The organism is Marinobacter sp. G5_S1_61_S3 (assembly GCF_054968585.1).
In genome coordinates, this window is the sequence record NZ_JBQKUK010000021.1 from 24624 (window position 1) to 39091 (window position 14468).

13 protein-coding genes are annotated in these 14468 nt (G+C 57.7%); 2 read left to right on the forward strand and 11 right to left on the reverse strand.

Annotated features, from left to right (window positions below):
• Window position 1 precedes the first annotated feature (1 nt).
• The 8 genes from hflK to ACTRWH_RS18285 form a co-directional block, all read right to left on the reverse strand.
• Complete coding sequence (gene hflK, locus ACTRWH_RS18250) at window positions 2–1195, reverse strand: FtsH protease activity modulator HflK (RefSeq protein ID WP_041332407.1); 1194 nt, start codon at window positions 1193–1195, stop codon at window positions 2–4.
• A 78-nt stretch (window positions 1196–1273) separates the two neighbouring features.
• Window positions 1274–2572, reverse strand: coding sequence for a ribosome rescue GTPase HflX (hflX, locus tag ACTRWH_RS18255; protein WP_036209734.1), 1299 nt, complete (start codon window positions 2570–2572; stop codon window positions 1274–1276).
• 119 nt (window positions 2573–2691) lie between these two features.
• Window positions 2692–2940 (reverse strand): RNA chaperone Hfq, encoded by a 249-nt coding sequence (hfq, locus tag ACTRWH_RS18260; RefSeq protein ID WP_007154829.1) that lies wholly within the window; start codon window positions 2938–2940, stop codon window positions 2692–2694.
• Window positions 2941–2980: 40 nt separating this feature from the next.
• Complete coding sequence (miaA, locus tag ACTRWH_RS18265; RefSeq protein ID WP_085679784.1) at window positions 2981–4024, reverse strand: tRNA (adenosine(37)-N6)-dimethylallyltransferase MiaA; 1044 nt, start codon at window positions 4022–4024, stop codon at window positions 2981–2983.
• 7 nt (window positions 4025–4031) lie between these two features.
• On the reverse strand, window positions 4032–5942 hold the full coding sequence (gene mutL, locus ACTRWH_RS18270; protein ID WP_036209729.1) for a DNA mismatch repair endonuclease MutL: 1911 nt from the start codon (window positions 5940–5942) through the stop codon (window positions 4032–4034).
• Between the two features lie 19 nt (window positions 5943–5961).
• A complete protein-coding gene (locus ACTRWH_RS18275; protein ID WP_041332406.1) occupies window positions 5962–7317 on the reverse strand; it encodes an N-acetylmuramoyl-L-alanine amidase in 1356 nt (451 codons plus the stop codon).
• 34 nt (window positions 7318–7351) lie between these two features.
• Complete coding sequence (tsaE, locus tag ACTRWH_RS18280) at window positions 7352–7858, reverse strand: tRNA (adenosine(37)-N6)-threonylcarbamoyltransferase complex ATPase subunit type 1 TsaE (protein ID WP_462826724.1); 507 nt, start codon at window positions 7856–7858, stop codon at window positions 7352–7354.
• Entirely contained in the window at window positions 7858–9429 is a 1572-nt protein-coding gene (locus ACTRWH_RS18285; protein ID WP_462826716.1) for an NAD(P)H-hydrate dehydratase, read from the reverse strand. The genes tsaE and ACTRWH_RS18285 overlap by 1 nt, the downstream gene beginning before the upstream one ends.
• A 155-nt stretch (window positions 9430–9584) precedes the next feature.
• Here ACTRWH_RS18285 and queG point away from each other — a divergent pair, with 155 nt between their 5' ends.
• Entirely contained in the window at window positions 9585–10649 is a 1065-nt protein-coding gene (queG, locus tag ACTRWH_RS18290; protein ID WP_036209717.1) for a tRNA epoxyqueuosine(34) reductase QueG, read from the forward strand.
• Window positions 10650–10666: 17 nt separating this feature from the next.
• On the opposite strand, the gene orn is transcribed toward queG, so the two are convergent.
• The gene (gene orn, locus ACTRWH_RS18295; protein WP_036209714.1) at window positions 10667–11209 is read right to left on the reverse strand and encodes an oligoribonuclease; all 543 of its coding nucleotides are present in this window, start codon (window positions 11207–11209) and stop codon (window positions 10667–10669) included.
• Window positions 11210–11466: 257 nt separating this feature from the next.
• On the opposite strand from orn, the gene rsgA reads away from it, so the two are divergent.
• Window positions 11467–12522, forward strand: a complete 1056-nt coding sequence (rsgA, locus tag ACTRWH_RS18300; protein WP_462826717.1) for a small ribosomal subunit biogenesis GTPase RsgA — start codon at window positions 11467–11469, stop codon at window positions 12520–12522.
• 6 nt (window positions 12523–12528) lie between these two features.
• On the opposite strand, the gene motB is transcribed toward rsgA, so the two are convergent.
• Together motB and motA are read right to left on the reverse strand one after the other, a co-directional pair.
• Window positions 12529–13488, reverse strand: coding sequence for a flagellar motor protein MotB (gene motB / locus ACTRWH_RS18305; protein WP_036209707.1), 960 nt, complete (start codon window positions 13486–13488; stop codon window positions 12529–12531).
• 29 nt (window positions 13489–13517) lie between these two features.
• Window positions 13518–14369 carry a flagellar motor stator protein MotA gene (gene motA, locus ACTRWH_RS18310; RefSeq protein WP_075196537.1) on the reverse strand — a complete coding sequence of 284 codons (852 nt, stop codon included), beginning with the start codon at window positions 14367–14369 and terminating at the stop codon, window positions 13518–13520.
• Window positions 14370–14468: the final 99 nt, after the last annotated feature.

The window sequence follows — 14468 nt, forward strand, 5'->3', positions numbered from 1 at the left end:
ATTATCTGCTCCTCCGAACGCCACTATCCTGCCTGCCACGCAGCTCCTGAATCACCTGATCTGACAGGGTCTTGATGTCGATGTCACTGCCGGAGCTTCCGGAACCGCTCTGGCTGCCGGTGCTGGCACCGGAACGGTTAGTCAGCCTATCCAGAGGCAGGTACATCATATTGTCGCTGCTCTGGGTGTCCACCAGCACTTTGCTGGTATTCGACAGAACCCCTTCAAGCGCCTGGATGTACATACGCTCGCGAGTGACTTCCGGCGCAGTCTGATACACACCAAGAACCGCCAGGAAACGTGAGGTTTCACCACGGGCACGCTCAATCACTTCTTCCTTGTAGGCCGCCGCTTCCTCGGTCAGGCGCTGTGCCCGGCCACGAGCCTCGGGGACCACTTTATTGCGGTAGGTTTCAGCTTCTTCCTTGACCTGCTGCTCGTCCTCACGGGCGCGCTGCACTTCACGGAAGGCATCCTGCACCGCATCGGGTGGCTGAGTGCTCTCGACGTTTACACGGACAATGGTCAAGCCAGTGCCGTATTCTTCCAGGAAGCTCTGCAGGCGCTGCTCCACGCGAACGGCCAACTCGGCACGACCTTCCGTCAACACGTCATCAAGTGTTGAGCTACCAACTTCATGGCGCAAGGCACTGTCAGTAGCAAACGCCAATGCCTGGTTGGAATCACGGACGTTCAGCACATAAGCCTGAGCATCACCAACACGATACTGGACCTGAAGGTCGACAGAGACGAGGTTCTCGTCCTGTGTCAGCATCTGGCCTGTAGATTCCGCATTCCGGACGTTCGTCACCCGGACCAGATAAACGCTATCGATCAACGGAACCTTGAAGCGCAGACCCGGCGTTTCAGTACGACTGAACTCGCCAAAGCGAAGCACAACCGCACGCTCCTGCTCGTTCACGGTGTAGAACGATTGAAAGACCACGTATCCGGCAAAAATGATGGCCGCCAACGCCAGGATGGCACCAAAACCGCCGGCGCCACCCGAGGACGAACTGCCGCCACTGCCTCCGGACTTGTTGCCCTTGCCACCCAGCAAGCGATTGAGCTTGTCGAGACCCTTCTTCAGCGCCTCGTCCAGGTCCGGTGGGCCCTGGTCATTTCCGCCACGACCACCACCAGTACCCCAGGGGTCATTGTCGTTGCGGTTTCCACCCGGTTCATTCCAGGCCATAGTGTTCTCCGTTCCAAACTAATCGAATGGCTGCAAATACTAGGGATTTATAAGCGCCCCGGCAATAGCACAGCCGGCCTATGTACGTTGTTCTTCAAGCCTTACATCATTTTCGCGCACGCCAGCGCGGCTCAAAAGCTGTAACCAGTCACGATGCTGAAGGCGTACTTCCAGTACCGAATCCCCGCTATCGCGGTGACTTTCCGTCACGACAGAGCCCGCTTCATGCAAAAGCGCCCGCAACTTGCCGTCCGTCGGGCCCAGCAGTACGAATTGATGGATCACGTCCTCCGCCAATCGTTCGACGATGGTATCAAACAGGCCTTCAAGACCTTCCCCGGTGACCGCAGAAACCCAGACACGCACGGGAACGCCATCTTCGTTGCGCTCAACCCGCGGCTGGAAGTTATCCAGCAGGTCGATCTTGTTGAAAACCTGCAGCACCGGAATCTCGTCAGCACCTATTTCTGCCAGCACTTCTTCCACCTGCTCCATGTTCTCGTCACGACGGTGATCGTGGCAGTCGATTATGTGGAGCAGAATTGAGGCTTCGGTGGTTTCTTCCAGGGTGGCACGGAAGGCTTCAACCAGCTTGTGGGGAAGATGACGGATAAAGCCGACAGTGTCGGCCATTACGACCGGGCCAATGTCAGGAAGTTCCAGGCGCCTCAGCGTCGGGTCCAGGGTCGCAAACAGCTGATCCGCCGCGTAAACGGTTGACGTTGTTATGCGGTTAAACAGCGTGGACTTGCCCGCGTTGGTGTAGCCCACCAGTGAGACGGTTGGAATATCCGCACGCATCCGGGCCCGGCGACCCTGGTTACGCTGTTTACGGACCTTTTCAAGGCGGCGATGAATGGACTTGATACGCTCCCGCAGCAACCGCCGATCCGTCTCCAACTGGGTTTCACCCGGGCCACGCAACCCGATACCACCCTTCTGGCGCTCAAGGTGCGTCCACCCTCGAATAAGGCGGGTCGACATATGCTCAAGTTGAGCCAGTTCCACCTGAAGCTTACCTTCATGGGTGCGAGCACGCTGAGCGAAAATATCCAGGATGACGCCCGTGCGATCGAGCACACGACAGCTCAGCTCACGCTCAATGTTTCGTTCCTGGCTGGGGCTGAGTGCGTGATTGAAAAGCACCACATCCGCTTCGTTGGCGGTCACGGCATCACGAATCTCTTCCAGCTTCCCCTCGCCGACAAACAGTCTCGGGCTGGGCTGCTTGCGCGAGCCGGTGACAACACCTACGGGTTCGACACCGGCAGACCAGACCAGTTCACGGAACTCGCCCAGATCCTCAGCTTCTTCGTGTGAGGAAAACTCGATATGAACGAGAATCGCCCGTTCACCAACGTCGGGACGCTCAAACAAGTAGTAACAACTCCAAATCAGTCAGGCTGCACCTGTCACCAAAACAAACACCCGCGGCCCTGGGAGCCTTTTCGGGCCCTTCGGGAGCGCGGGTGACAACACCGGTGTGCCCGGATAAATCAGTCTTCAGATTCTTCTCCGCCCGGAGCCTGTGGCGGAATACGAACGTTCCGCGCGGGCACCACAGTGGAAATGGCATGCTTATAGACCATCTGGCTGACAGTGTTTTTCAGCAAAATCACGAACTGGTCAAAAGACTCGATCTGGCCCTGAAGCTTGATACCATTGACCAGAAAGATGGAAACCGGAATGCGTTCCTTGCGTAATGCATTAAGGTAAGGGTCTTGTAGAGAGTGCCCTTTTGACATGTGTTTTCTCCTGTTTATAAGTAAAGGCAGATCGTCAACTTCAATTGTTAAATGTGGTGCGAAACTCAATAATTTTCAAGGCAGTGTCGGACATAAGTTTGTCGCCACTATCCAACCAGTCCACATCGGACCACTTTCGCAACCAGGTCAGCTGTCGCTTGGCAAGCTGCCGGGTAGCAGCAACGCCCTTGTCCACCATGGTGTCGTAATCATAATCACCGGCCAGATGTGCCCAGCCCTGACGATATCCGACACAACGCATGGAGGGCAGGCCAGCATTCAGATCACCCCTGGCCTTCAGCGCCCTGACCTCATCAAGAAAACCCGCATTCAGCATGGCGTTGAAACGCAGGGCTATTCTTTCATGGAGCACCCGCCTCTCGGCGGGAGCCATCGCAAGCTGCACTACAGTATACGGAAGAGACGGCGATTCGTCTGCCTGCCATTGGGTGAAATAGGTGTAATCCTCAATGCCATCACTGTTCTGACGGTTCTCTGCCTGGCCTCTGCTCGCCTTGTCCTGCCATATTGAGGAAATCGGCCGTCCCGTCAGACGAATCACCTCAAGTGCCCGAATAAGTCGCTGCCGGTTATTCTGATGAATGAGACCCGCCGCCACAGGGTCCTGTCGCTCCAGCTCCTGGTGAAGGGCACCCCAGCCTCGCTCCTTCGCCTCCTGCTCAAGGGCCTCCCGGACGACTGGATCAGCAGACGGCAGGTTGGACATACCATGCAGCAATGCCTTGAAGTACATCATGGTGCCACCCACCAACAACGGAATCCGCCCCGCTGACACAATGTCGTTCATTTCACGCAGGGCATCGCGACGGAAGTCCGCTGCCGAGTATGTTTCCGCCGGGTCGCAGATATCAATTAACCGGTGTGGCGCCTGGGAGAGCTCCTCGTGCGAGGGCTTGGCGGTTCCAATATCCATACCCCGGTAGATCATCGCCGAATCAACACTGATGATATCGCAGGGCAGGTGGCGACAGAGCTCGATGGCCAGGTCGGTCTTGCCCGAGGCAGTCGGGCCCATCAGGCATATGGCCAGGGGCTTGGTGCCTTTAGCGGTTGATGCCGTCATACCGGTGTTAACGCCCGCGCAGGAATAATTTGTCCAGCTCCGAGAGGGTGACCACAGTCCAGGTGGGCCGACCATGGTTGCACTGACCACTGCGCTCGGTGGCCTCCATGTCCCGCAACAGGGTATTCATTTCCGGAATGGTCAGTTGCCGATTGGCACGCACGGAACCATGACATGCCATGGTACCAAGCAACTCATGTATCACCGCCTCCACACGGTCGCTTTCGCCGTTCTCAATCAGGTCAGACAGCACATCCCGAACCAATTGCTCGGTGTCCGCCCCCCGCAACAGCGCAGGCACCTGCCGCACAGCGAGAGTTTCGGGGCCAATGCGCTCCACCCTCAATCCCAACTGCAAAAGCTCTTCACCATGAGTCTCCGCCAATGCCGCCTCTTTCTGGCTGACAGCCAGGGAAACCGGCACCAGCAGCGGCTGACTCTTGAGGTCCTGCGCCTCCAGCGCACGCTTCATACGCTCATAGGTAATACGTTCATGGGCCGCGTGCATATCCACCACGATCATGCCCTGACGGCTCTGGGCCAGGATATAAATTCCGTGCAGTTGGGCAATGGCGTAGCCAAGCGGCGGCTCATCACCGCTGTCCTGCGGTGGCGTAGGCGCCGCAACGGCCAGATCACCGGAGTCAGCCATCGCGGGCTGCGCCCCGGTTCCACCGCCCTCGTTCAGGGACTGGTAGAACGCCATTTGATCGCGGGCCTGCCATTCAGGCTGCGGGGGCCTCGGGCTCCCTGAGAACCCGGCATGCTGCGGGCTGCCGCCGGAACCTGTAAACGGATCGGAGGCGGGCTGGTGATTGACACCCGGCATGGCAGCCTGAACGCCAAAACCACCGGTTGCCGTACCGGCCTCCCGACCGTGGGACTGGGCTACCGCTCCCTTGAGATGATCATCCGGGCGTACATCTGCCAGCGCCTTGTGAAGCGTCCGGAAAATAAAATCGTGAACCAGGCGCCCATCGCGGAAACGCACTTCGTGCTTGGTGGGGTGAACATTCACGTCCACGTTCGCGGGATCAACCTCCAGATACAACACGAACGCCGGGTGACGGTTGTTGTAAAGCACATCCCGATAAGCCTGGCGCACGGCATGCGCTACCAGCCGGTCCCGTATCACCCGCCCGTTGACAAAAAAGTACTGCAAATCCGCCTGACTGCGGGAAAAGGTCGGCAGGGCAACCCAACCCCAAAGTTTCAATCCCGTAGCCTCAGCATCAATCACCACGGCGTTGTCGATAAACTGCTGACCGCATAGAGAGCCAATCCGCCGCTCCCGGTCCAGCGGATTCTCAGCCGGCCTGAGGCTCTGGACCACACGCTGGTTATGTCGAAGCGTAAAACCGGTGTCGAAACGGCTCAGGGCCTGGCGGCGAATGCATTCTTCAACATGGTTGAACTCGGTCTTCTCCGTACGGAGAAACTTGCGCCGGGCGGGCGTGTTAAAGAACAGGTCCCGGACCTCCACCGTCGTGCCCACCGGATGGGCCGCCGGGGAAATACTGGCGTCCATGTCGCGCCCTTCCACTTCTACCTTTGAGGCCGCCTCCTGGCGCTCTGTGCGTGATGTCAGTGCCAGCCTGGAAACGGAACTGATACTGGCCAGGGCCTCCCCCCGGAAACCAAGGGACGCCACTGCTTCGAGGTCTTCGAGATTTTCAATCTTGCTGGTGGCATGACGGCTGAGCGCAAGGGGAAGGTCCGTCTCGTCTATGCCCATGCCGTCGTCACGTACCCGGATCAGCTTGACACCCCCCTGCTCCACCTCGATATCGACCCGGCGGGCACCGGCATCGAGCGCATTTTCTACCAGTTCTTTCACGACCGAAGCCGGGCGCTCAACCACCTCGCCGGCAGCAATCTGGTTGGCCAGGCGGGGCGTGAGTAATCGAATGGAGGGCATGTTACCAGGGGACCTCGTGTCAGGATGCAGGAATACGAATGGTTTGCCCTACCATAACACGGTCATCATTGAGGCCGTTATACTGCATCAGTTCGCTGACGGTTGTCTGGTTCTCCCGAGCGACGCCTGAGAGCGTATCCCCGCGGCGAATCCGGTACTGACTGACACTGCCATCGCCACGGCCGTTCTGCTTCTGCCACGCCAGCAACGTGCCTGGCGGGGGCGTTTTCTGGAAGTAGTCATCGATACCCCGAAACACCGCCTGGGACAGTTTTTCACGATACCAGGCACTGGAAAGGTTCTGCTCTTCCTTCGGATTCGAGATGAATCCCGCCTCAACGAGAACCGATGGAATATCCGGTGATTTCAGCACCGCAAACGCAGCCTGCTCAACGCCTTTCTTGTGAAGCTTGGCGACACTGCCAAGCCTGCCGAGGATAGAGTCCCCGACACCGAGGCTGGAATTGATACTGGCGGTCATGGAAAGGTCCAGCAGCACACCCGCCAGCATGTCATCTCGACCATCAAGGGACACCCCACCGGCACCCCCGATCAGGTCAGAGCGGTTCTCGGTCTTGGCCAGCCAGCGGGCGGTTTCACTGGTGGCACCCCGCTGTGACAACGCAAACACCGAAGCACCACGGGGCTGAGGCGTGCGAAAGGCATCGGCGTGGACCGACACAAACAGGTCGGCGTTGTGCTTCCGGGCCAGCAGTGTGCGGCTACGCAAATCGATGTAGTAGTCGCCGGTACGGGTTAGCTTGGCGGTATAACCCGGCTTGGCGTCGATCAATTCCGCCAGGGTTTTCGACATTCTCAACACCACGTCCTTTTCTCGGGTGCCCCGGGGGCCGATTGCTCCCGGGTCTTCGCCGCCGTGGCCGGCATCAACCACCACGATAATATCCCGCTTGCCGTTGGCGTTTTCGGTGACGGTTGGCTCCGAAGGCTTTCGAGCCTTCAGACCACCTTCGTCGATCAGGTCAACGACCAACCGGTGACCGTACTGCTGATTGGGTTCGAGCTGAAAGCTGCGCGGCTTGATGTCACTCTTCAGATCGAGCACTACCCGAAGATCATTACCGTTGCGCGGGGCGCTGCGGATACGCTTTACGGGACTGCCCGAGAGGTCGAGCTTGTCAAAATCGGCCTTGAGCGTCGTGTTCTCAAGGTCAATCACCAGGCGCGAAGGCCCGGAAAGGGCAAACACCTTGTGATCAATCTTGTCGGCAACATCCAGCACCAGCCGGGTATGGTCCGGCGCGGGCCAGATCCTCACGCCTTCCACGTTAACGCCCGCCATTGCTGCCATAGGAAACAACAGAGTCAGCATTACACTACCGGCCAGGCACCATCTGGAGAACATTCTTGCCATCATTTTCCTGCCCACCTGCACTGATCACACATAATTAACCTCGAACACTCGACAACGGTATTGCCGCAAGCCTGGCCTGCAACCCCACACCCACAGCCGTTGCCGCCGAGACAAGCGCTTTACGCCCATCTCCACTGACACTCAAGCGTATCCAAAGGTCGGGATCCGGAAGGATTCCCTGACCCCGCTCGGGCCACTCAATCAAACAAAGGCTCCGGCCCTGAAAGTAATCACGTATACCCATGTACTCCAGCTCCTCCGGATCACCCAATCTGTATAGGTCGAAGTGGTAAGCGGGAGGGCTCAGGTGCTCATACGGCTCCACAATGGTGTAGGTCGGGCTTTTAACAGCCCCGTCATGACCAAGGCCACGCATGACTCCGCGGCTCAGGGTTGTCTTTCCCGTACCCAGGTTGCCCTCGAGAAATACAGTGGCTCCCTGTCCGGCCTGAACCACAACGGTAGCGAGCCCCCTTCCAAGGTTTTCAGTTGCCACCTCATCCTCCAGGAACAGCGAGAGCTCCTGCGCTGCAACGTCCATCATTCGCCTCCACCACCGCCAACCGAACGACGATCCGGCCAGCGCTCAGAATCCACCAATACCTGTGACAGGGCCTCAATAACGTCCATCGGCAACAGCCCCATATAACCGCGGGTTTCCGACGCCAGGTCCGCAGCCGCCAGATGCAATGCAGCCCCTGCCGAGGTTGCAACACGGGCATCCTTCAGTTGAGCGTACAAACTACCCAGCACACCCGAAAGAACATCCCCCATGCCACCAGTCGCCATGCCAGGGTTGCTGCCGCTGACAACGTCCGGTACGGCACCTCCGCCTGCCACCACCGTGCCGGCACCCTTAAGCAGCACCACTCCGCCAAACATCTGGGACATTCGCCCGGCAGCGCCTACACGATCTTCTTCAATTTCCGCCACATCACACGCCAGAAGCCGCGCCGCCTCTCCAGGATGCGGGGTAAGGATATGATTGTGTGCAAGCTGCGCCACCCTTGAGGCCATCAGGTTGAGGGCATCTGCATCGAGCACCCTCGGCTTACCGCTCGCAACCACCTGCTGGAGCATCTGCTGCCCCCAGGAACCCTGGCCGATGCCCGGACCACAGACTATGACATCCGCCGCTTCAATCAACGGCGGCAGTTCAGAACCATGAATCAGCCCCTGCACCATGACCGATGGACAGCGAGCGAGGGCCGGTGAGACGTATTCCGGGCGCGTGGCCAGCGTAACCAGTCCGGCACCGGCTCTTGCCGCTGCTTCGGCTGCCAACAGGCCGGCACCGCCAAAACCCCGGTCCCCGGCCACCACGAGCACGTGCCCGAAACGACCCTTATGCGCGGTTCTTGATCGCCTGGGGATGACCGAACGAATCGACTGCCAGTCAACTCGGCGAGCAAAAGGCTGCTGACCGCTCTCGGAGGCCCAGTCATCGGTATCCAGGGACTCGAACAGGATGTCACCCCCACACTCAGCCCCCTGCCCCGTAAACAGTCCGGCCTTGAGCCCAATAAAGGTCACTGTTGCATCGGCCCGTATCGCCTTTCCGACCACCGCCCCAGTGGTTGCGTTCAGGCCGGACGGCAAATCAATCGCCATTACGGGCGCAGGCGCCTCATTGCACGCGTCGATCATCGCCGCAAAGGGCTCCCTGGGAGCGCCTGTTACGCCGGTTCCCAACATGGCGTCCACGATTAACCCGGCGCTGGCAATTGATCGCTGCGCATCGCCGCTACCAAGATCCACAAGTTCCCGCACTTTTACCCCATCGGCCACGGATTTTTGCCAGGCCTTGCGGGCATCACCAGATAATTTTCCCGTCGGCGCAACGGCAATACAGTCCACATCCAAACCATGGCGTACGGCATTGGCCGCCACCAAATAGCCGTCACCGCCATTGTTGCCGGCGCCACACAGCACCAGAACCCGGCCCGGCTCAGGCCAGTTGCGTACCAGCCTGCGAAACGCACCGGCGGCTGCGGCCTGCATCAGGTCAAATCCGTCAACCCCTTGTTGATCAATTACATAGCGATCAATCTCCCTCACCGCATCGGCGGAGTAGAGGTCTTCTGGTAAACTATGACCACCAGACAGGGGCATGAAAATCGGCTCCCGCTAAAGAATTCGGATTAAGAAAATCGGCCAGATACCTGTAAAGAATAGCAAAACAGCGGAAAAGGTCATAACTTAATCAAATTAAACTTCATTACCCTTCGGGCCGCCGGGAAAACCGGTTGCCACTCGACTGGCACTCCATGACCGAATCGATCGATCAAAACCTCGAACATCTGCCGGAACATATCCAATCCTGGGCCCGGGAACTCGGCTTTAGTGATGTCGGCATTACCCTCCCGGACACCGGTGCTCACGGAGCTCGCCTGAAGGACTGGCTCCGCAAGGGTTTTCACGGCGAAATGTCGTATATGGAAGATCATGGCGACAAACGCTATACCCCCACCTCACTGGTGGAAGGAACGCAAAGAGTCATTTCCGTGCGGCTGGACTACCTGCCTGCGCCCGATAACCCGGGGCGAATACTCACTAACCCCGAGAAGGCCTACATTACCCGCTATGCCACTGGGCGTGACTATCACAAGCTGATGCGCAAACGACTGGCGACCCTGGCAAAACGCATTGACGAGGCAGTATCGGGATACGATTACAGAGCGTTCGTAGACAGCGCTCCTGTGCTCGAAAGGGCCCTTGCCCAGCGCGCGGGCCTGGGCTGGATTGGCAAGAACAACATGCTGATTCATCCAAAAGCGGGGTCGTTTTTCTTCCTCGGAGAAATCTTTACCAGCGCGCCATTACCGCTGGACGAACCGTTTGAAAAGGAACATTGCGGCAGTTGCGCTGCGTGCCTGGACATCTGCCCCACAGATGCCTTTGAAGGCCCCCACAAACTCGATGCCCGCAAATGCATCAGCTACCTCACCATCGAGCTCAAGGGCAGTATTCCGGAAGAACTGCGCCCCAAAATGGGTAACCGCGTGTTCGGTTGTGACGACTGCCAACTGGTCTGCCCCTGGAACAAGTTCAGCAAGCCAACGGCGGAAAAAGACTTCCAGCCCCGCCATGGCCTGGACAACAGCGAATTGGCTACGCTGTTCCTCTGGACGGAAGAACAATTCCTCAAACGCACTGAAGGCTCCGCCATCCGCCGCACCGGTTACGAGGGATGGCTGAGGAACCTGGCGGTGGGCCTTGGCAATGCGCCATCGACCATTCCGGTGATCGAGGCCCTAAAACAGCGGGCTGACTTTCCGTCAGAGATGGTTCGGGAGCATGTGCACTGGGCCCTTCGCAGGCACGGCCTATAGCTTGAAAGCGCCGCGGCCTACAGTTGGAAAAAGTGTTCCCGGTAATGCCGCAGCTCCTCTATGGAGTCGCGGATATCGTCCAACGCCAGGTGACTGCCTTTCTTCTTAACCCCGTCCAGCACATCCGGGCGCCAGCGCCTCGCCAGCTCCTTGATGGTACTCACATCCAGATTGCGGTAGTGAAAGAAGGCTTCCAGTTCCGGCATGTACTTCACCAGGAAGCGACGATCCTGGCCGATGCTATTGCCACATAATGGGGACTGCCCCGGCTCGAGATACCGCTGCAGGAATTCCAGGGTTTTCTGTTCGGCATCGATCTCGCCGTACTTGCTGTCCTTTACCCGCTGGGTCAGTCCGCTTTCGCCATGGGTCCGCGTGCACCACTCGTCCATTTCACTGAGCAGTTTGTCTGATTGGTGAACGGCAATCACCGGCCCTTCTTCAATCGTGTTCAATTCAGAATCCGTAACGATGGTTGCTATCTCGATGATCCGCTCTTTTTCCGGGTCTAACCCCGTCATTTCCAGGTCAATCCAGACAAGGTAGTTGGCTTCTGGCATTCGGTGACTCCCAGCCTTCCAATGCGTGCATGGGTGGCCGGTCACTGCTTCCCGGGATACGCTACAAGCACATCCATGTGCGCTCGACTGAAACCATCCCTGGTTTCAGACGCTCCCGGGAAGCAGTGACCGGCCACCCTCGTAATATTGGTAATATATCGGCCAATCCCGACAGAACAAACAGGCTCTGACGAAATCATTCACGTATGATGTTACAGCAATCACCATTTCCCAGCAGGAATTAACCGACCCACGATATGGCTAAACGTCGACTCAATAAGCAGCAGCAGTGGCGCATCAAGAAAATTCAGCAGGAGCGGACTGCACGGGCGGCGAAGAAAGAAGAATCCATCAGCGAAAAGCTGGACGCTGGTGATCTCGGCCCGGAGCAACAAGGCCTTGTTATCGCTCACTACGGCCAGCAACTCGACGTGGAAGCCCTGGAGGGGGAAGACACCGGCAAGGTGCTGCGTTGCTTCGTGAGAGCGAACATCGACAGCCTGGTAACTGGCGACAAGGTGATCTGGCGACCAGGCAGCGACAATACCGGCGTCATTGTGGCACGTTGCGACCGTCACACCCTACTGCAACGGCCCGACAACTTCGGCGCCCTCAAACCCGTCGCTGCCAATATTGACTACATCATCCTTGTGATCGCCCCCGAACCGGAACCCCACGACAACCTGATTGATCGTTATCTGGTGGCGGCCGAGAGCACAGACATTCCGGTCATCATCCTGCTCAACAAGACCGACCTGGTGACTGACCAGAATCGGGAAGCAATCGACCAACTTCTGGCTCGCTACGAAAAGCTCGGATATCGAATAGAACGCACCTCCGCAAAAACCCTGGAGGGTGAGCAGGCGGTTAGGGTTGAAGACCTGGTAAAAGGTCAGACTAGCGTATTCGTGGGTCAATCGGGAGTTGGCAAATCGTCCATTATCCAGACGTTATTGCCGGAAGCATCGATCCGGGTAGGCGCGGTCTCGGAGAGCACCGGGAAAGGGGTTCACACCACCACGACCGCCAAACTTTTTCACCTCAACTGCGGAGGCGACCTCATCGATTCGCCGGGTATCCGGGAGTTCGGGCTGTGGCACATGACACCACAAGAGATCGAGTACGGCTTCCGAGAGATACGAGACCTGATCGGTCACTGCAAGTTCCGCAATTGCAGCCATATGGGGGACCCCGGCTGTGCCATTGCGCAGGCTGCCGAAGATGGTCGCATCAGCACGGAGCGACTGAAAAGCTTCAACCGGATTCTTCAGGATATGGCGGAACAACAGTCACGGGGACTGAAAGCCGACTGAACCGACTTACCAGTTCAGCTCTCCGGGCTTGGGTTCTTCCTTCTCTTCCGCCCAGCTGCCTTCTTCCAGCCGTTTCATTGCCTCCTGCTGCTCCTCTTCAGAGGGGGCAGTCAGGTCAATCAAGGGCTCACCCGATCGACTGGCATTGCTCTGGATGCCAGCCGCTGTCTTTTTGTTCATCACGATAATGGAAATACGACGATTAACCGGCGCCTGAGGATCGTCCTGATCAAACAGCACCGAATCGCTCAGCCCCACAACCCGGCCAATTTGCTCCTGCCTGACACCGCCTGCAACGAGCGCTCTGCGAGCCGTGTTGGCCCGGTCCGCCGACAATTCCCAGTTGGTGTAACCCGGGCGACCGCTGAAGGGCGTGGAGTCCGTATGGCCGGTAATGCTCAGTTTGTTGTTGACGGTGCCGAGAGTCTTGGCAAGCTCAAACAGGATATCTTGAGAATAATACTTGAGCTCGGCCCGACCACTGTCAAACATGGGGCGCTGTGAGCGGTCGACGATCTGAATACGCAGGCCCTCGCTTGTGATATCGATCAGCAGCTGATCTTTGAACTCCTGAAGGGTTTCGCTCTGCTCTATACGGTCCTGAAGGTCCTGAAAGAGCTCCTCCATCTGCCGCTGCTCCAGAGTCTGCGCCAGCTCCTCCACAACCTGGTCTTCGATCTGGATATCGCTGCGCTCGATGTCCTCGCTGCTTTCGTTGATCACCGAGGCACTGCCCTCAAGATCCACCGGATTGGGAGACCCACCCTCAGTAAACCCGACCGGGTCCTTGAAGTAACCTTCCACAGCACGAATTTGTTCAGGAGACGCCGTTGCGGTCAGCCAGAGCACGAGAAAAAACGCCATCATGGCGGTAGCGAAATCAGCGAAAGCCACTTTCCATGAACCGCCGTGGTGCCCAGCCGCAACTTTCTTTTTTCTCTTTACGATGATTGGCTGTTCTTCCAAGAAACTGCTCCTGACGGCTCTTGCTCAGACTATTTTGAACGCACGTGGTCGTTGAGTTCCTGAAACCCGGGCCGCTTATCCGACGGCAGGGCCTTGCGGCCGAACTCGATGGCCATCTGCGGCGCCTGGCCCGACACGGTGGCAACGATTGCGGATTTGGCGCATTCGTAGGCCTTGATCTCGTATTTGGCGGTGTGCTCCATGGCAATGGAGGTGGGGCCAACGAAGCCATACCCCATCCAGATTCCGAGGAACGTTCCCACCAGCGCCGCCGCCACGCTGAGGCCAATTCTTTCAGGGCCCTCACTCAGGAAGTTCATGGTGATAACAATACCGAGCACGGCTGCGACAATCCCGAGGCCTGGCAGAGCATCGGCTATCTTGTTGACAGCGTGGGCTGGCTCTTCAAGTTCGTGCTGACGACTCTCGATCTCATTTTCCATCATGCCTTCGAGCTCATGGGTTGCCATGTTCCCGGAACTGATAATTCTCAGGTAGTCGGTGATAAAGGCCAGCAGGTACTTCGACTTAATAATGGCGGGGTAACGGCTGAAGATCTGGCTTGACTCCGGATTGTCGATGTCTTCCTCGATGGCCATCACACCCTGTTTCCTGGATTTGTCGAAAATCTCGTACATCAGGCTGAGCAAATCCATGTAAAAGGACTTGTTGTAGGGAGAACCCGTCAGTTGGCTGAGGACACCTTTCGCCACTTCCTTGATGGTGTGCAGGGGGTTGGCAATGATGAATGACCCCACTGCAGCGCCGCCGATAATGAGTATTTCCGTGGGCTGCCATAACACCAGAAGATTACCACCATGGAGGACATAGCCCCCGAGGACGCTGGCAATGACAATGACTGCACCGATTATGAGTAGCATGGATTGAGAACACACCTTCTATGATTTCTGTCAGGCTAGGCGCCTGAAGCGGAGCCACCTGGCCGGCCTGCACAGATAATAGCAAGCAGCGGACCGAAC